This is a genomic window from Collinsella sp. AM17-1 (genome assembly GCF_003470665.1).
Classification (GTDB): Bacteria; Actinomycetota; Coriobacteriia; order Coriobacteriales; family Coriobacteriaceae; genus Collinsella.
In genome coordinates this window covers 19,884-38,049 of record NZ_QRJZ01000025.1, presented here as the reverse complement: position 1 = coordinate 38,049, position 18,166 = coordinate 19,884, and the positions used below count along the sequence as shown (strand labels likewise).

12 protein-coding genes and 1 tRNA gene are annotated in these 18,166 nt (G+C 59.4%); 9 read left to right on the top strand and 4 right to left on the bottom strand.

Going from position 1 to position 18,166, the window contains the following annotated elements:
• The first annotated feature begins 161 nt into the window (after window positions 1-161).
• The 8 genes from acpS (at window position 162) to DW195_RS09555 (ending at window position 12,062) form a co-directional block, all read left to right on the top strand.
• Complete coding sequence (gene acpS, locus DW195_RS09590) at window positions 162-701, top strand: holo-ACP synthase (protein ID WP_055252164.1); 540 nt, start codon at window positions 162-164, stop codon at window positions 699-701.
• Window positions 702-2,318: an NAD(P)H-hydrate dehydratase gene (locus DW195_RS09585; RefSeq protein ID WP_082435564.1), complete on the top strand. Its 1,617-nt coding sequence runs from the start codon at window positions 702-704 to the stop codon at window positions 2,316-2,318.
• Window positions 2,319-2,320: 2 nt separating this feature from the next.
• Window positions 2,321-3,466, top strand: coding sequence for an alanine racemase (gene alr / locus DW195_RS09580; RefSeq protein ID WP_118206561.1), 1,146 nt, complete (start codon window positions 2,321-2,323; stop codon window positions 3,464-3,466).
• A gap of 8 nt (window positions 3,467-3,474) precedes the next feature.
• Complete coding sequence (locus tag DW195_RS09575; RefSeq protein WP_006235848.1) at window positions 3,475-4,095, top strand: uracil-DNA glycosylase; 621 nt, start codon at window positions 3,475-3,477, stop codon at window positions 4,093-4,095.
• A gap of 12 nt (window positions 4,096-4,107) precedes the next feature.
• Window positions 4,108-4,614, top strand: coding sequence for a tRNA (adenosine(37)-N6)-threonylcarbamoyltransferase complex ATPase subunit type 1 TsaE (gene tsaE, locus DW195_RS09570; RefSeq protein WP_006235849.1), 507 nt, complete (start codon window positions 4,108-4,110; stop codon window positions 4,612-4,614).
• Window positions 4,601-6,985: a tRNA (adenosine(37)-N6)-threonylcarbamoyltransferase complex transferase subunit TsaD gene (gene tsaD, locus DW195_RS09565; RefSeq protein WP_118206560.1), complete on the top strand. Its 2,385-nt coding sequence runs from the start codon at window positions 4,601-4,603 to the stop codon at window positions 6,983-6,985. The genes tsaE and tsaD overlap by 14 nt, the downstream gene beginning before the upstream one ends.
• A gap of 811 nt (window positions 6,986-7,796) precedes the next feature.
• On the top strand, window positions 7,797-9,686 hold the full coding sequence (locus tag DW195_RS09560) for a carbon starvation protein A (protein ID WP_118206559.1): 1,890 nt from the start codon (window positions 7,797-7,799) through the stop codon (window positions 9,684-9,686).
• 183 nt (window positions 9,687-9,869) lie between these two features.
• On the top strand, window positions 9,870-12,062 hold the full coding sequence (locus tag DW195_RS09555) for a hypothetical protein (RefSeq protein WP_158567936.1): 2,193 nt from the start codon (window positions 9,870-9,872) through the stop codon (window positions 12,060-12,062).
• Between the two features lie 366 nt (window positions 12,063-12,428).
• On the opposite strand, the gene DW195_RS09550 is transcribed toward DW195_RS09555, so the two are convergent.
• The 4 genes from DW195_RS09550 to DW195_RS10450 form a co-directional block, all read right to left on the bottom strand.
• Window positions 12,429-12,503: transfer RNA gene (locus DW195_RS09550), tRNA-Gln, on the bottom strand.
• A 38-nt stretch (window positions 12,504-12,541) separates the two neighbouring features.
• Complete coding sequence (locus tag DW195_RS09545) at window positions 12,542-13,447, bottom strand: peptidoglycan-binding protein (RefSeq protein WP_199576353.1); 906 nt, start codon at window positions 13,445-13,447, stop codon at window positions 12,542-12,544.
• A 139-nt stretch (window positions 13,448-13,586) separates the two neighbouring features.
• Window positions 13,587-14,600 carry a polyprenyl synthetase family protein gene (locus tag DW195_RS09540; protein WP_118206557.1) on the bottom strand — a complete coding sequence of 338 codons (1,014 nt, stop codon included), beginning with the start codon at window positions 14,598-14,600 and terminating at the stop codon, window positions 13,587-13,589.
• Between the two features lie 125 nt (window positions 14,601-14,725).
• Window positions 14,726-17,176 carry a PTS transporter subunit EIIC gene (locus DW195_RS10450; RefSeq protein WP_158567935.1) on the bottom strand — a complete coding sequence of 817 codons (2,451 nt, stop codon included), beginning with the start codon at window positions 17,174-17,176 and terminating at the stop codon, window positions 14,726-14,728.
• A 227-nt stretch (window positions 17,177-17,403) separates the two neighbouring features.
• Between DW195_RS10450 and DW195_RS09530 the strand changes: the two genes are divergently transcribed.
• A complete protein-coding gene (locus tag DW195_RS09530) occupies window positions 17,404-18,123 on the top strand; it encodes a GntR family transcriptional regulator (RefSeq protein WP_118206556.1) in 720 nt (239 codons plus the stop codon).
• The last annotated feature ends 43 nt before the right edge of the window (window positions 18,124-18,166 follow it).

Sequence of the window (18,166 nt, the reverse complement as noted above, 5' to 3'; positions counted from 1 at the left end):
AGCCGTCATCGAGATTGAAGAAGGGGGAGGCCTCGCGGCCTCCCCCTTTTTTGTATCTCGGGCAATTTGTCTCACATAGTAGCTGTGTTTTATAACCCTCGTTTGTCGCTTCTTCTGTGAACGGGCTACAATAACTTAGTCTGTGCGATATGGAGGTGAACATGGCTGAAGCTGGTATCGGCGTTGATATCGTCGAGATTTCCCGCATGAAATCAATTCTTGAAAAGACGCCGTCGTTTGCTCGGCGTGTGTTTACCGAAGAAGAGCGCGCGTATTGCGATGCATCATCGCGTCCCGCTGCTCACTATGCGAGCCGCTTTGCCTCGCGTGAGGCGGTGCTTAAAGCTCTCGGCACGGGTTTTAGTCAAGGCGTGGGCCGCAAGGATGTTTCGGTAACGCGTGATAAACTCGGCAAACCGAAGGCTCTGCTTTCTGGTCGTGCTCTCGAAATCGCCCAGGATTTGGGTGTTGTCGAGGTCGCTCTTTCTATTACCCTTACGGGTGACTTGGCTGTCGCTAATGCCATTGCAATCACCGAGGATGCTCGACCTAAGCCTAAGGAAGAAAAAGTGAGCAACAAGAAACGCGTTGCGCAGACATTTAAAGAGGCTCGCTCTGTTTTAGATGAGCTTGAGCAGCTGCAGAATTCAGCATTGACGGAGCACCTGGGCGATGCTTCGCAAGATACGCTAGGAGCATAGATGAAACCGGTTTTGAGTACCGAAGAAGTCGTTCGTCTCGAGGATATCATCGAACGCGAAGGGACTTCGAAGGCCGAGCTTATGGAGCTAGCGGGCGAGTTTGCCGCCAACGAGGTCTTGAAGCTCAATCCCGATCGAGTTCTCGTTCTGGTCGGTTTTGGTAATAACGGCGGCGACGGCTGGGTTGCCGCCGATATCCTGAGCCATAAGGGTGTGGACGTTGATATCGTTTCTCCGGTTGAGCCGGATGAGATTCCTGCTGCTCTGGCACGTCATGTTGCTCGCCGTACTGCCGGCCGCGATGTGCACGTTTGCGTCGGCCCCTCGCGTGACGAACTCGAGGTTTTGATCGATAAGGCGGATGTTGTTGTCGATGCCATTTTTGGTACCGGTTTCCACGGGAATCTGCGTGCGCCGTTCTCCATTTGGATTCCTACGGTCAATGAATGCGCCGATTGTGTCGTATCCATTGATGTCCCCTCGGGCCTGAATGCCGAGACGGGCGTTGTTGATGACGACTGCATTCGTGCCGAGCGCACGGTGACGATGATTGCGCCCAAGATTGGTCTGTATAGCGCTGATGGCCCTGAGTATGCTGGTGATTTGATCTGCGGCAATCTTTACGACCGTCTTGACGAGGTCATCGATGATGTCGACCACGCCGCCGAGATTGTCGAGCCCGGTGACTTAGTTGACTACTTTGCTCCGCTACCATCGAATATCGATAAGTATTCCCGTGGCTCTGTGCTTATTGTCGCCGGATCTGCGCAATATCCTGGTGCTGCCATTATGGCGGCCAAGTCTGCAGCTCGCGCGGGTGCTGGTTACGTGGCAGTCGCGGCTCCTGACGCCTGTGCCAATCTCATTCGCATGGCACTTCCTTCGATTCCGGTCTTTGCTATTCCGTCTGATTCGCGCGGCTCCTTTGGCGCCGCTGCGCGCATGACGGTGTGCGAGATCGCAAAGAAGTACAGCTGCGTGCTGTGCGGTCCCGGTATGACGACGTCTGCTGGCGCTATGCAGGTGGTTTCGGGCTTGCTCGAGCTTGATGTACCGCTAATTTTGGACGCCGATGCACTTAACTGCCTTGCTAAGATTGCCATTGACGGTATTGATAGTAACCCCGAGATGTATCGTCGCGAGCAGCCGTTGGTTATGACGCCGCACTATCGTGAGCTTTCGCGTCTGGTTGCCGGTGACGAGGTGAACGACCTTGGTACCGCGATTGCAGCTGCGCAGAAGGTTGTCTGGGCTGCAGGCTCCGACAATCTGGTGGTCATAGCCAAGGGGCCGACGACGGCTATCTGTGGCGTTGAGCGCGTGCTGCTGCCACTCTCGGGTCCGGCTTCTCTGGCAACTGCCGGTTCTGGTGATGTTCTCGCGGGTATTTTGGCCGGCACGCTTGCCACCATGCGCGACGAGATGGATCGTTGGGAGCTGCTGTATTCGTACGCCGTCGCACTTCACAGCTACGCCGGTTTTGCTGCGGCGACGGAGTATGGTGAGAAGAGCGTTATCGCGACCGATCTTATCGACTTGATCGGTCCTGCCATGGAGCTGGCGGCAAAGGATGCGCTCGAAGATCTGGGAATCATGGACGAAGGGTCGGATGACTAATCATGAATAAAGCCGATTTGACGCGCTGGTCCTGGGTCGAGATCGACCGCGGGGCGCTCCGTCGCAACACGAGGGCCTATAAGAACTTGTTGAATCCGCGTCAGCGCCTGTGCTGCGTGGTCAAGGCCGATGCTTATGGTCATGGAGCTGTTGAGTGTGCCAAGATCATGTATTCGGCCGGTGCCGACATGTTTGCCGTGGCGACGGTCAACGAGGGCGTTGGGCTCCGTCAGGGCGGGATTACTAAGCCCATCCTGATTCTAAGCGAGCCGCCTATCGAGGCCATTCCGACGTTGCTCGAGTTTGATATCATGCCCTCGGTCTATACGTCTGACTTTGCTCTTGCGTATGGCGAATGTGCCGTCGCGGCGGGCAAAGTGGGCAAGTACCATCTTGCCATCGAGACGGGCATGAATCGTATCGGCGTTCACTACACGCAGGTGCTCGACTTTGTACGCGGCATCAGTTTCCATCGCGGCATCCAGTGCGACGGCGTATTTACGCACTTCGCCACGGCCGATGAACCTTCGGGCTGGGACTACAAGCTGCAGTGCCAGCGCTTTACCGAGGCCGTTCAGGCCATTAAGGATGCGGGTTTTGAGTGCGGTATCGTGCACTGCGCCAACACGCCGTCCTCGATGCTCGACCCCTCGATGCATTTTGATATGATCCGCGCCGGCGTTGGCTTGTATGGCATGCAGCCGTGCGAGCTGAGTGGCCGCGTGATGCAGCTTGATCCCGTTATGAGCGTCCATGCGCGTGTGACGCGCGTGGCACACCCTGCGATGGGTGAGGGCGTGGGCTACGGTTTTACCTACCGCGTACCGCGTACGCGCGTTCAGATCTGCACGCTGCCGATCGGTTATGCCGATGGCCTATCGCGTACGCTTTCCAATCGTATGGATGTGCTGTATCGCGGCGAGCGTGTGCGTCAGGTGGGCAATATCTGCATGGACCAGTTTATGGTCGCCATTCAGTCCAACCCGGCACACGAGATTCCCGAGGCCGAGTATGGTGACGAGATGATCATTGTCGGCCGCGATGGCGATGCCGAGATCACTATGGACGAGATGGCTCGACTGCGCGGAACGATTAACTACGAGGTCGCCTGCGGCTTTGGCATGCGTCTCGACAAGGTCTACGTGTAGGAGCCGCTATGGGCGTCATGCACATCCCCGGCCATACCCATCAGGCACCACGTGAGGTCGCACTCGAGGAGATCGAGGCCGTTCTGGGCGATTGTCACCTCTGCCAGCTCTACCAGTCGCGTCACAATATCGTGTTTGGCGTGGGAAACCCCCGCGCTCGCGTGATGTTTATTGGTGAGGCGCCGGGCCGCAATGAGGATTTGCAGGGCGAGCCCTTTGTGGGGGCGGCAGGCGAGGACCTCAACGGCATTTTGTCGCTGGCGGGGCTCAAACGCGAAGACGTCTACATTGCCAACGTGCTTAAGTGCCGCCCGCCGGGAAACCGCAATCCGCGCCCCGAGGAAGTGCTGGCTTGCTCACCGTTTTTGCGCGAGCAGATTCGAAGCATCTGGCCCGATATCATCGTGACGCTCGGCAACCCCGCAACGCACTTTGTGCTCAAGACCGAGATCGGCATTACCAAGCTGCGCGGCAGGTTCCATCAGATGGGGCACTTTGTGGTGATGCCCACGTTCCATCCGGCAGCAGCGCTACGCAATCCGGCGTGGCAGGAGCTGCTGGAGGAAGACTTTAAGATGCTGGGCGACTATCTGGAGCGACATCCCGCGCCAGAGGACGCCTCGGAATAATAAGGAGCATGTATGTCCCTGGAGCGCCTGGGGGTAGGTACTTACAAAACGACTTGCGCTGCCGATACAGAGTACTTTGGCGAGCTAATTGCACCGTGCCTTGAGGACGGCGATGTGCTCATCCTGACCGGTGGCCTGGGAGTGGGCAAAACTCACTTTACCAAGGGCGTCTCGCGCGGGCTGGGCGATGGGCATATGGTTACGAGCCCTACGTTCGCGCTCATGGCCGTTCACGATCAAGGTCGTATTCCGCTGTTTCACTTTGACCTATACCGCCTGGAGCATGCCTACGAGCTCGAGGATACGGGTATTTTCGATGTGCTGGGCTATGAGGGTGCTTGCCTGCTGGAATGGGGCGAACAATTCCAGGACGAGCTGACGGATGAGTATCTTTCGGTGACGCTCAAGCGTGATGAGGGCGACAGCGATGTGCGAACGATAACGCTTGAGGCGCACGGTGACCGCGCAATGGAGCTTTCCCATTTGATTGATAAGGCTGTACAAGATGAGCTTGCATAACGACAACGCGCTGGTGGTGGCGCTCGATACCTCGACCGACATGCTTGCCTGCGCGGCAAGCTGGATTGATGGGCAGACGGGCGAGACGAAGCTCGTGAGTGGCGACCACATGTGTCGCCGTCACGCCAACGTTGAGCTCGTGAATACCGTTGATGGCGTGCTGGCTCAAGCCGGTCTGGATCGCAGCGATGTTGGTTGCTATGTGGTCGGCCGCGGCCCGGGGTCCTTTACGGGTGTGCGCATCGGCATCTCCACTGCCAAGGGCCTCGCGCGTGGTGCCAATGTTCCGCTGCTGGGCGTGTCGACGCTCGACGCTTACGCTTGGACGGCGTGGAAGGCTGGCGTGCGCGGCAAGCTTGGTATCTTGGCCGATGCTATGCGCGGTGAGGTATATCCGGCGCTGTATATGCTGGTCGATGAGGGTCCCGAGCGTCAATTTGAGCGCGAGCACGTGGTCAAGGCCGCCGTGGCGCTCGATGAGTGGCGCCGAGCAGCGGACTGGGACCAGGTTCAGCTGACCGGTGACGGTCTCGTGCGCTATGGCAAGCTGCTGGGTGAGGACGAGGCCGCCCGCTGCGTGGAGCGCGACCTGTGGTGGCCTTCGGGCGAGGGCTTGCTGCTCGCGCACGCTGCGGGTGACGGCGATCCGGCCCGCGTCTTGCCGATTTACACGCGCCTTTCGGATGCCGAGGAAAACGAGCGCAAGCGTCTTGGTCTTGCCGAGAGTGCGCAGAGTGAAATTACGGGCGTTGCCGATGAGCTCGCCGGTCGTCATCTGCAGTTCCGTCCCATGGGCGCGGCGGATGCCGAGGGCGCGAGCGCGCTGGAGGCTACTTGCTTTGAAGGTGCCGGACACGAGGCGTGGACGCCGGGCATGTTCCTGTCCGAACTAGGCGAGGACGTCGCTGCGCCGCGTAGTTGGTGGGTGGCACACGACGACGGCAAGCTGCTGGGCCTTGCCGGCGGTATGGTCGTGGACGGTGATGTGCAGATTCTGGATGTCGCCGTCGACCCGGCACATCGCCGTGAGGGCATTGCCCGCAAGCTGCTGTCGCATGTGAGCTATGATGCCCAGATGCTCGGCTGCACCACGGCTTCGCTCGAGGTCGAGGATGGCAACGAGGGAGCGATCGCGCTTTATAACGCTCTGGGCTTTACCGAGGCAGGACGGCGCCGCGGCTACTATGGTGCCGGCAAGGATGCCATCGTCATGACGGCTCCGCTGCCCCTGGTGCTTCCGGTCGATAACGCCTCGCCCGAGCCGACGGCAGCCGAGCAGCGCGTATGGCCGCTGCCTGCGCCTAGGCGCTCCAAGGGGGAGCGTGCCGAAATTGAGCGCCGCCGCCTAGTGCTTGCCATCGAGAGTTCCTGCGACGAGACGGCCGTGGCGATTATCGATGCGGATGGCAATATGCTGGCCAACCAGGTGTCGACACAGATTGATTTCCATGCCCGCTTTGGCGGCGTGGTGCCCGAGATCGCCTCGCGCAAACACGTTGAGGTGATTGTGAGTGTCGTGGATGCGGCGCTCGAGGATGCTGCAGCATCGCTTGGTCTTGAGGGTGGAGCCATCGCTCCCAGCGAGCTTGCCGCCGTGGGCGTGACACAGGGTCCGGGCCTGGTGGGCGCCCTTGTGGTGGGCGTTGCCTTTGCCAAAGGCTTTGCCTACGCTGCCGGTAAGCCGCTCGTATGCGTCAACCATCTGGAGGGGCACCTGTTTGCCAACTTGCTGGCGCAGCCCGACCTCAAGCCGCCGTTCATCTTCACGCTTGTCTCGGGCGGGCACACCATGCTCGTGCACGTGAAGGCATGGGGCGACTACGAGGTGCTTGGTGAGACACTCGACGATGCTGTGGGCGAGGCCTTCGACAAGGTAGCCAAGGCGTTGGGTCTGGGCTATCCCGGTGGCCCCATCATTTCCAAGCTGGCCGAGACGGGCAACCCCAAGGCGATCGATTTCCCCCGTGCGCTTAACAGCAGGGGAGACTATCGTTTCTCGCTTTCGGGTCTCAAGACGGCGGTGACGCTCTACATCGAGCAGGAGACCAAGGCCGGGCGCACGATTCACCTGCCCGATCTGGCGGCTTCGTTTGAGGCAGCTGTCTTTGACGTGCAGTACAAGAAGGCCAAAAACGCACTGCACGCTACCGGATGCAAGGAATACTGCATCGGTGGCGGCGTCTCGGCCAACCCGCATCTGCGCGAGATGATGATCAAGAAGCTTGGGCGTCAGGGGATCCGCGTAACGGTGCCGCCCTTGTCTGCCTGTACCGATAACGCAGCCATGATCGCGGAGGTCGCCCGCCGCAAATTCGACCGAGGTGAAATCTCGTCGTTCGACGTCGACGCCGATCCAAACATGACGCTGTAGTCGTACGGGTGCGGTCCCCGGCCCTGACCGGCCCGGCGGCCCCATATGAACTTTCCTGCTCTACAGTCCTGCTCACGACGGAGGCCACATTAAGTGGCCTCCTGTTCGTGCGGAACTCGCGATAAAGTTCATATGCGGCCGCTGGCGCCCGGGCAGCGCCGGGGACCTTTCTGTATCGATATAGCTTCTGAGCTGGATCGGCGTCGACAACGTCCAGCAAGGTTAACAAGCCAGCGTCGAATTTCCGGCGGGCTTTAGCTGAAAGAAAAGATGGCATGCGGAGCTTTGCTCCGCATTTGGGATGGAAGCCCCTCGGGAGCGAGCGGGCGTATACAAGGTTTATCGCGAGTTCCGCACGAGCCGGAGAGCACTTAATGTGCTCTCCGTGCGAGCAGGACTGTAGAGCAGGAAACCTTGTATACGCCCGCTCGCTCCCGAGGGGCATCTCTCATGCAAAAACTTTTGTTGGGTAAAGTTCGAGGTCAGTGTCGTTTTATACCGAGAAATTCAAAAAAAGTTGAAAATTCATTACATATTTGCGTTGACTTTAGGTAACTAAAGTTTCATACTGCTTTTCATCCACTGGGGGATGTGAACACGCACGGATCGTTCACATCATGATTGAAGAGGGTTTCTTAGACATGTTCACGCATCAGCTAAACATTATCAGCGTAGTAATTATCTGATGCGGGTTAGCACATACAGCTAGCCCGTACGATAACGGGCGGCTGATGAAGATGAGGGCCGTCGAGCGCAACCGACGGCCCTCATTTTTTATGTCTAGGAAGTTCTTTTTAAAGGAGGAAATGTAATGAACGGAGTTTTGCTCATGGTTGTGGCCGCGGCGGTGCTCGCCTGCGGCTATCTGGGCTACGGCCGCTGGCTGGCCAACAAGTGGGGCGTTGACAAAGAGGCCCTCACGCCGGCCAAGCGCATGAAGGACGGCAAGAGCTTCTCGCCCGTCTCCGCCTTTACCGCGTTCTCGCACCAGTTCAGCTCGATCTGCGGTGCTGGCCCTGTCACGGGTACGATCGTCGCCATGGCCTTTGGCTGGCTGCCCGTCGTGCTCTGGGTCCTCGTCGGCGGCATCTTCTTTGGCGCCGTCCACGACTTTGGTGCTCTGTACGCTTCGATGAAGAACAACGGCAAGTCGCTCGCTCAGCTCATCGAGAAGTACATCGGCAAGACCGGCCGTCGCCTGTTCCTGCTGTTCTGCTGGCTGTTCTGCATCATCGTCATCGCCGCCTTCACTGACATGGTCTGCAAGACGTTCATGTTCACCCCGGCCGTTGACGCTTCTGGCGCCGCTACCGGTGCCATCGACTTCACCAAGTCCTATGCCGCTGGCTGCGCTGGCACCATCTCCATCCTGTTCACCTTCGTCGCTATCGCCTTTGGTTGGGCCCAGAAGAAGTTCAACCTCACCGGTGCCGCCGAGTTCGTCACCGGCGTGGTCCTCATGGTTCTCATGTTCGCCGTCGGTATGCAGTTCCCGGTCTACCTGGATAAGTTCCAGTGGTTCGCCGTCGTCATGGTCTACCTGGTCTTTGCTGGCGCCATGCCCATCCAGATGCTCAAGACCCCGCGTGACTACCTCACTTCCATCATGATGATCGTCATGATCGTTTGCGCTGTCCTCGGCATCGTCGTCCTGGGCGTCAACGGTCAGGCCACCATCACCGCTCCGGTCTTCACCGGCTTCTCCACTGCCTCCGGCATGATGTTCCCGGTCCTGTTCGTTTCCGTCGCTTGCGGTGCTCTCTCCGGTTTCCACAGCCTCGTTTCTTCCGGCACCTCTTCTAAGCAGGTCGAGAAGGAGCAGGACGCCGTCAAGGTCGGTTATGGCGCCATGATCGTTGAGTCCTTCGTCGGCATCCTTGCCATCATCGTCGCCGGCATCATGTTCTCCGACATGAACACCGCCGGTACCGGCGCCCTCAACGCCGGCGTCGCTTCCACCCCGTTCCAGATCTTCGCCGCTGGTATCTCCCGCGGTATGCAGGCCTTCGGTGTTGACGGCACGCTCGCTACCGTCTTTATGACCATGAACGTTTCCGCTCTGGCCCTGACCTCGCTCGATGCCGTCGCCCGCATCGCCCGCACCTCGTTCTCCGAGTTCTTTGCCCAGACCAACGACGCCCTGGCCATCGAGTCCAAGGCCGGCTACATGAAGGTCCTCGGCAACCCCTGGTTCGCCACGGTCGTCACCCTGCTTCCTGGTCTCGCCCTTGCCTTTGGTGGCTATGCCAACATCTGGCCGCTCTTTGGTGCTTCCAACCAGCTGCTCGGCGGTATGACCATGATCACCCTCGCCGTGTTCTGCAAGTGCACCGGCCGCAAGGGCTGGATGCTCTACGTGCCCGTTGCCTTCCTGCTCTGCTGCACCTTCACCTCGCTGGTCCAGAGCGCCATGGGCTGCATGACCGCTGTCCAGGCTTACGGCTTCTTCGGCACCATCCCGGCTACCGCCACCACGGCCGCCGTCTCCGTCGCCGCCACCAAGGGCCTGCAGCTCGTTTTCGCCGTCCTGCTGATGGTCCTGGGCCTCATCGTCGCCGTCAACTGCCTCAAGGAGTTCTTCGGCAAGGAGGCCGGCTCCATGCCTGACGAGGAGCCCGAGTGGTCCGAGATGGGCAAGGCCGAGTACGGTCGCGCCGCTGCCGCTGAAGCTCCTGCCGACGCCGAGGCCGCCAAGGCCTAGTCGGTCGGACGGGTTGAATCTCCCATCTATTTGACTCGGAAAGACCGGGTCCGCAATCAAGCGGACCCGGTCTTTTTTCTTGTGAGAACAGGTGGTGCAAGGGCGTTCTCGCAGATGTTTTGCGTGGATAGGCTCGTGCGTTGTACCATATGGACGTATATGTGTGCATATGAAAGGGGCCCCGTGGCCAAGACGGTATATTCCGATAATCAAAACAATGTCGATGCTCTGGCTGAGCGCCTGAGCAGCCAGACGTCGCTTTCTGCTGAGCGTGCCAAGCTGGTTGCCTACGATCTGCTTTGCCGCAAGGCGCTCAAGATTAAGTCGAGTGCGCTGGCGCAGATTTTCCGCTCCGTCGATAAGGAATGCGACACCAAGGCGATGCGCGATGAGCTTATCGCGGCTAATATCGTGACCAAGATCGAGGGTAGCGGCATTAACGGGCGCCCGGCGTTCTATACCATCAATGTCGAGATCCGCGATGCCCAGGAGCAGCCTGCCGAGTCCGTCGAAGATTTTGTCGTCGAGGATTCCGCTGACGTGCCTGCTGTGGAAGAAGTTGCTCCGCGTGAGCATGTCGATACCGATGAGTTGCTCGATGAGAACGTCGTGCGTGCCTTTACGGCCAAGGCAGGACGCGGCGGTTTTGGCGGGGGTGGCAAGCGCGATGCGCAGCGCCGCGCCCAGCAGGAGCGCTTCCGTCGCGCCGTTGCTCAAAAGGGTGAGACGGATGCCGAGGCTGTTGAGACCGAGGTTGCTGCCGAGTCGCAGAAGCCCGCGAAGGAGCAAAAGCCCGTGGAGGCCCAAGAGCCCCAGCGTCGTCGCGGTGCTCACTTTAAGGCTGCGCAGCAGGATGTCGCGCGTGAGGTCGAAGAGCCTTCCGAGGCTGCAGACGATGTTGAGGAGTCTGCCAAGAAGGCTCCGGGTTCATGCCGTCCCGGACGTGGTTTTGCGAGGCGCGCGTATCCCGTAAGGCGTCAGGAGAAGGGCGAGCCGGCTTCGACCACTCAGGACAAGAAGGCCGAACAAACCGAGAAAACCGTTGAGCCGGCGGCTCGCGAACAGAAGCCTGTTGAGCCGCAGTTTGAGGTTGATGCCGAGGCCAAGGGCGAGCAGCCTACTGATGAGCAGACGGAGCAGGGCGCGTCGAGCAAGCCTCGCCGCCGTCGCCATCGCGGGGGCCGCAGTTCCCATGCCGAGACTGCAGCCGAGAAGACCACGCCGCAGGACGAGGATGCGAAGGCCGAGGTTTCTTCGGGGCAGCCTAAGCGCCAGCCGGCGAAGGAGAGCAAGTCCGATTGTCCGCAGAAGCAGGCGTCTATGCCGAAGCGCGAGCGCAATTCCCAAGGCGATTCTAAGCGCAAGTCTCAGAAGAAGCCGGAGTCTGCCGCAGCAGATGCTGCTGCCCAGCAGCCCGAGTCGGCCGTCCACGGCGAGGTATCGGCGTTTGCCCTTGCCCGCGTTTTAGGCAGGCAGCTGCTCAAAGTTGTCCCTACGCCTACGGCGCTCTCTAAGATCAAGGAGCAGCAGACACAGATCGTAAAGGTCGAGGGCAAGGACGGCAAAAAGGCTCCGCAGCGCACTCAGCACAACGAGATGTCCAACCGCAAGATTGCCGAGGAAATCGCAATCATCCAGGCTTGGATCGAGCAAAACCGAGGTGCCGATACGCCGGTTGCCTCGCGCCGCCAGCGTGCCTACCAGATTTTTAACGACGAGAAGGCTTTTGACGGCAAGCACGGTGAGCGCCTAATTCGGCGTATGACCGAAAAGGGCATCAGCATGCAGGCGATTAAGGTCGCCCCCAACCGCCCCGTGCACTTTACGGGTTTCTTTACGCTGGGCGCCGACAAGCCGTTCATTATGGTTGAGAACCTGGATACCTACGACGAGATCGTCAAGCTGCTGCGTGGCCGCAAGCACGCCAGGCTCTTTGGCATCAAGGTGGGCGGCGTGATTTTTGGCGGCGGATGCAAGGCGAGCGTCTCGCATGCCCTGGACGATTATCTGGCCGAGATTGGCTATCGCTTTAACTACGTCTACTACGTGGGCGATATCGACCGCGAGGGCGCGCGCATCGTCGAGCAGGCTCGCAATGCCAATGTGGTTGAGATTCGCCTGCATGCTGGCATGTACCGCGCCATGCTCGCCGAGCACAAGCGTCGCGTGAAGGCCGGCGGAGAGTGCGAGCCCGCGGCTGCCAACCAGGGCGTGCCGCAGAACTTGGCGGCGACGATCAAGGATCTGCCCATGGTCACGCGTGTGCAGTTCCGCAACGTGCTACGTGAAGGCGGGCGCATTCCGCAGGAGATTCTGATGACCGCTGACTATCGGGATGGCGACTCGGGAAGCTTCGACCGCATGCTCAACAATTAGGGACGTGTGGCCCCGGCGGGCCGGGCATTAAGTTTGCTGCTCTACAGTCCTGCGCAAGACGAAGGCCACATTAAGTGGCCTTCTTTGCGTGCGGAACTCGCGACAAACTTAATGCCCGGCCGGCCGGGGCCACACGGCACTTTGTAGATGGCGGCTCGCTTTTCGGAACTGGGCTGATGTGGGACGGTGGGATTCCGCGTCCGCCTTTTCGGCGGCCGCGCCCCGCTGTGTCGCTTCGCTCCTTGCGTGCTGCGCTAGAAAACGCTTCGCGTTTCCTCAGCTCCGCACCCTTGCGGGTTCGAATCTCTCCGCTTGCCCACAAGAAAGCGCCCTGGGCCGTTATGGGCTCAGGGCGCTCAGTTTTAATGGCTGGGACGGAGGGATTCGAACCCCCAACAGCCGGCACCAAAAACCGGAGTTCTACCGTTGAACTACGTCCCAATGTTTGGTGTTGCCCAAAAGCAACTCGTCTAGTTTACCTAATCTGCGAGGGCATCGCAAACGCCATCGAGCAGGCGTACCGCGAGCGTCTGGGCGTCGCTGGCAGTAAAGGTGCCGTTGTAGCGCGTCATGCCGGTGAGCTCGATGCGGATGCGCGCAGGCTTTTGCTGTGCGGCAACATTGGCGGTACGGATGCGCTGGGCCAGGTTGTGGCACTCGGCGAGGGCGATCGTGGCGCGCGGGGCGGCGTCTGCAGGCAACTCGTCGCTTGCGATCTCGAGCACCAGGTCAACGTCGGTCGGAACCTCGGAATCGCAAAGCATCATGCCGCTGCTGTCGGTCGTCGCCGTGGCGATGTTCCACATGCGCGATGCTACGCTGCGCGCGATAGGGTCCTCGCCGATGACGGCAATCTGGAAACGCTCGAGTACGTTGGCCGCGCGGGCAAAGCCGATGCGCGATTCGGCCTCGGTGACCGAGGGCTTGCCCTCCCACACATGGTGCAGGCGGTTGATGTAGGCGTAGGTGTCCTGGAAGGCCATGCCGTCGGCAAACAGGCCGACATTTTCCTGGAACTGCTGCAGGGCGGCCTCGGTATGCGGACCAAAGTAGCCGTCGTCTTCGCCGCAGGCAAAGCCCAAAACGTTGAGAGCGCGCTGCAGAGCCTTTACGTCGGCGCCGTGAAAATTGGGCATGCGAAGGTAGAGCGTGCGGTCGCCCAACTTGTATGAAGCGTCTACAAGGGCGCTCCAGCAGGGGATATCGACAGCATAACCGGCCGCAAGGCCGCTATCGAGCCTAAACGTGCCAACGGCCTGCTCGGTGGTGGTGCCAAAGCGCTTGTCGGCGACCTCGTCGACATCGATGGTGTAACCGAGCTGCAGAAGGCGGGACTGAACATCCTCGACGGCTGCTCCCTGCATGCCCGTGGTAATAGGTTCCATGAACGAACCCCTTTCGGCGTACGATTCGTACTATTTTGAGCGCGTGTCGGATAGACAACGCGAGACAATGCATAAACATGCACTCAACAGTGTAGCAACTTGTACCCAAACGCGCTGCCCACAGGTTTTGTGACCCCCGCTAGTTGAGGCGCTCCACAAAGAAATCTGCCATGGAGAGGAACAGTTCGCGTGCGTGCGGGTCAAGCTCGACGTTCTCGATGGCAGCCTTGGCTTTTGCGGTCAGGTCCAGCGCGTAGGCGTGAGCATATCCGATGGAGCCGGTCTGCTGGAAGATCTCCACGGCGCGCGCGAGTTGTGCGGGGTCCTCGGTGCCCGAGGAAAGAATGGCCTCGACCTCGTCGTGATAGCGCTCATCAGACAGGGCGTGCACGGCAACGAGCGTGCGTTTACCCTCGGTGATGTCGGTGCGGAAGTCCTTGTTGGCGGCCTCCTCGGTGCCAACAAGGTTGAGCAGGTCGTCCTGAATCTGAAAGGCAAGGCCTGTGTGCAGGCCAAAGGCGCGTAGCGCCTCGACCTGCTCTTCGCTGCCGCCGCCGATAATGGCTCCGGCAGCAAGCGGCGTGGCTCCGCTGTAAAACGCGGTCTTGTGCGTCGCCATGTCCAGATAGTCGTCGACCGAGATATCAAAGCGCCCGTCACGGACCCAGCCCAGGTCGAGCGCCTGGCCCTCGATGGTGCGGACGATCATCTCGGTAAGCTCGTGGAGCACGCGCAGCTTCACGTCGGACTCCAGCGTGGGGTCGTCGAGAACCGTCTTGGTGACCATGGTGAGCGCCAGGTCGCCACAATTGATGGCGAGCCCCGTGCCCTCGGTAAGGTGCATGCAGGGCTTGCCTCGACGAAGCTGTCCGTTGTCGGCGATGTCGTCGTGGATCAGCGCGCCCGACTGGAAATGCTCGATGGCTGCCGCGGCGCTGCGGGCGCTCTCAAAGCTACCGCCCACTGCGGTTGCGGCGAGCATGCAGATAAGCGGGCGGTGGCGCTTGCCGGCGTTGGCCGTAAAAGCCGAGAGCGGCGCGTACAGGTAGCGCTCGATATCGGCAGAGGTCGCCTGTCCGTCAAAGAACGTGGCCAGATAGTCGTTAATCTGGTCAAAGTGCTGGGCTAAAAAGCTGGTAAACGGACTGGACACGGGTTCTCGCATTCTTTCTTGGGTTACATCGTTGCGGTGTGCAGATACCATATTGCCACATTGGAGTTGCCGGCGCGTCTGTTTTGGCGATTTGGGGAAACGGGACGCGTGCGCGTGCCGGCTGCTTATATAAGCCTAAAGTGCTCGAGCGCCTTGACGACGCCATCTTTGTCGACCGAGTCGGTGATGTAGTCGGCGCGCTTTTTGAGATAGTCCGGCGCGTTGCCCATGGCGATACCGACATCGACGGCGTTCATCAGCGAGACGTCATTGCTGGCGTCGCCGATGCCGTATACGGTTCCGTGGTGGGGATCGAGGGCGTCGAGTACAGACTGGATACCCCCGCGCTTCGTGCATTCGCGGGGCGAGATTTCGGTTACCTCGAGTTCGAGCTCGTTAAAGCACAACAGCGGCTCAAGTGCCTTATCTTGAGCGATGTGGTTGGCGAGCGATGTAGACATCAAGATCTTGTAGGCACTGTAATGTTGCAGCTGCGTGACTGCGTCGCCCAGGGTGCGCGCGTATCCGGGGGCATCGGGGGCATCGGCGCTCATGCGCACGACGCCGTTGAGGCCCTCAAAGCGGATGACTTCGCCCGACTGCTCAAGATAGGGGGCAAGACGCAGCAGCATACTGGGCGTCATCGACAGATCGCGAATTGCGTGTCCGTTGATCTCGGCGTAACCGCCCGCAAGACAGACGATGCCGGCCCAGGGCAGCTCAAGAAGTTTGGGGTGGATGCAACTGAGGGTGCGCCCTGTGCAGATAAAGGCCATGTTGCCGTTTGCAACGAAATCGCGGATTGCCTGCGAGACCGCTTCATTGGGATAGGGGGAGAGGTCCCGCTCGTCTTCGGGAAGGTCTTGGGCGAGCCTGGGGTCTTGCCAGGCGAGCGTTCCGTCGATATCGAAGAAGCAAATATCGCCGCGCTTATGGGCTGCGCTGGCGGCAGGGGAGGCCGAGGTGGTGGGCACAAATTCCGGCTCGAGGCCCATGATCTGGTCAAAATGCTCTTTAACGCGGGGAACGGAGATGCCGATAATCACCTGGGCGGTCTTGCCCGTAATGATGAGGCCCTTGGCGCCCACCGCGACAAACGACGCGTTGTCTGCAACGATGGAAGGGTCTGCGACCTCGACGCGCAGGCGCGTGGCGCAGTTGGTTGCGCCCACGATATTGCCAACGCCACCTAAAAGTTGAATTACCCGCTCAGCGAGGACGTGATCTTGATCGGATCGACTATTGACCTCGTCATTGGGAGATTGCTCTTTGGCAAAGTCGCTTCCCGTTAAACAATCGATTGCCGTGCGATTGGCGACATGATCCTCGCGGCCCGGTGTCTTAAGGTCATAGACCAAGATGAGCGCTCGAAAACTAACAAAAAAGATGAGGCTAAAGGCAAGGCCGATACCGAGCGCCAAAAGATAGGCACCGGTATGCGTCCGCATGAGCGGGATAAAGTTGAAGGCTGCCATCTCCATGAGGCCGCCCGAGAAGATGCCGACGATGCCAAAGAGATTCATGGTTGTGGCAAGGCAAGACGATAAGACGGCGTAGAGCAAAAAGAGCCCGGGGTGGGTGAACATAAAGAGAAACTCGAGTGGCTCGGTAACGCCGCAAACCACCGAGGCGATGATGGCGGGAACAAGGATGACCCTGAGGCCGGCGCGGCGCTCGGGTTTTGCGGTGGAGTAGAACGCAGCTGCGATGGCAGGAAGGCCAAAGAGCTTGACCCAGCCGGTGGCGGTAAAACCGGCCCACGGCGCAAGCTCATTAAGGGGGCGCGTGCTATGGGAGAGGATGGGGAGCAAGCTGCTCCACGTGGCGTAGATGCCGTCGTTAATGACCAGGTTGTCGTAGTAGATCGGCATGTAGAGCAGGTGGTGCAGGCCAAAGGGCTCGAGTGCTCGTTCTAAAAAGACAAAGATGCCCACGCCAAAGGGACCGACGCCCGCAAGTGCGTGGCGCAGCGTTTCGGTCACAGCGTATGCGAAGGGCACGATGGCGGCCGAGATAGCGGCAAGGGCAAACACGGCAAAAAAGCTGATGAGGTAGACCAGCGAGGAACCCGAGAAGGTGCCGAGCCAATCGGGAACCTTGGCATCGTAGAAGCGGTCATGGATGGCGACGACGGTTGCCGACACCGCCAGCGGGCCGATAATGCCGGTGTCGAGCGTCTTGATGCCGTCGATGATGGTGATGCCGCTGGCGGGGGTCAAAAACGACGGGTACTTAAGTCCAAGGTTGTCTCCGCTCAGCTTAATGATCTCGCTCAAAAAGAAGCAGAAGGCAAAATAGGCCACGAGCGCCTCGAGGCAGCAGCGTGCCGGTTGCTTTTGGGCAAGGCCGATAGGCAGCGCTACGGCAAAAAGGAGCGGAAGACGTTTAAAGACCGTCCACGAGCCGCGCTGAATGATGCTCCAGAAAACGTACCAGGGGGTTCCGTATATGGCAAGATCGCCGACGATGTCGACGGTTGTTGCGAGAGCGGAGACGCCGACCATGAGGCCTGATATAGAAAACAGCATGGCGGGCGCGAACATTGCCCCGCCAAAGCGTTGGATTTTTTGCAGCATGTTTTGTCCTTTCAGACAGCCGCACGCTTGCGTGGGTAAAACGTTTAAACAATTTCTCATTGTAGAGGACTGGCGAAGCGGCTTCGCCGACGGTTTTTACATGAGCGGGGTCTGAACGCGGGGGCGACCGTCAACGGTTAAATATTGGCGCTTTACCGATAGGCGGTTTAAACAACCCTAAGAAATGCTATCGTGCCTAGCCATACATATTAATTAGAGGTGAAACAATGCCAAAAGCGATATACGAAGGAATCTACCGAGAAATACGCTCGCGCATCATTAATGGGACCTATGCGTTTCAGGAGATGTTGCCAACCGAAGCCGAGCTAACCGCGGAGTTCGGATGCACTCGCAATACCGTCCGTCGCGCCTTGGGTATGCTGGCCGACGGGATGTTTGTGCAGCCCATACACGGCAAGGGCGTGCGCGTTATTTGGCTTAAGGGCGAAACCGACATGTTGGGCGCACTCGAAGAGGTTGAGTCGTTTGGCGAGTTTGCAAAGCGCAACAATGCCGTTGCATCGACGGACGTTAAGTCTTTTGAACATCTGGTCTGCACCGAGCAACTCTCTCGTCACCTGGGCTTTAAGGTGGGCGAGGAGTTGATTCGCGTGGTGCGCGTCCGAAGTCTCAACGGCAGTGCGCGCCAAGTGGACCATGGCTACTTTTTGGCGTCGATCGCCAAGGGTCTGACCCCCGAGATCGCGGCAGAATCTATCTATGACTATCTGGAGCACAAGCGCGGCGTCAAAGTGATGGCGAGCCGCCGTACGGTGAGTGTCGAGCTTGCCAACGATGAGGACTGCAGCTACTTGGACCTTGGCAAATACAACTGTGTCGCCGTCATGGAGAGTCAGTCGTACACCTCGGATGGCATCTTGTTCGAGGTCACGCATGCCCGCACGCATCCTGAGATCTTCCACTACCGCGTCAATTCCAAGCGATAGCCGGCTAGCTCGCAGCCTGACGAGACTCATGCCCTTAAAGAGA

Excerpts from the sequence above, each read along its gene's own strand:
- acpS (WP_055252164.1), top strand. The coding sequence starts at position 162 with ATGGCTGAAGCTGGTATCGGCGTTGATATCGTCGAGATTTCCCGCATG.
- DW195_RS09585 (WP_082435564.1), top strand. The coding sequence starts at position 702 with ATGAAACCGGTTTTGAGTACCGAAGAAGTCGTTCGTCTCGAGGATATC.
- alr (WP_118206561.1), top strand. The coding sequence starts at position 2,321 with ATGAATAAAGCCGATTTGACGCGCTGGTCCTGGGTCGAGATCGACCGC.
- DW195_RS09575 (WP_006235848.1), top strand. The coding sequence starts at position 3,475 with ATGGGCGTCATGCACATCCCCGGCCATACCCATCAGGCACCACGTGAG.
- tsaE (WP_006235849.1), top strand. The coding sequence starts at position 4,108 with ATGTCCCTGGAGCGCCTGGGGGTAGGTACTTACAAAACGACTTGCGCT.
- tsaD (WP_118206560.1), top strand. The coding sequence starts at position 4,601 with ATGAGCTTGCATAACGACAACGCGCTGGTGGTGGCGCTCGATACCTCG.
- DW195_RS09560 (WP_118206559.1), top strand. The coding sequence starts at position 7,797 with ATGAACGGAGTTTTGCTCATGGTTGTGGCCGCGGCGGTGCTCGCCTGC.
- DW195_RS09545 (WP_199576353.1), bottom strand. The coding sequence starts at position 13,447 with ATGGAACCTATTACCACGGGCATGCAGGGAGCAGCCGTCGAGGATGTT.
- DW195_RS10450 (WP_158567935.1), bottom strand. The coding sequence starts at position 17,176 with ATGCTGCAAAAAATCCAACGCTTTGGCGGGGCAATGTTCGCGCCCGCC.
- DW195_RS09530 (WP_118206556.1), top strand. The coding sequence starts at position 17,404 with ATGCCAAAAGCGATATACGAAGGAATCTACCGAGAAATACGCTCGCGC.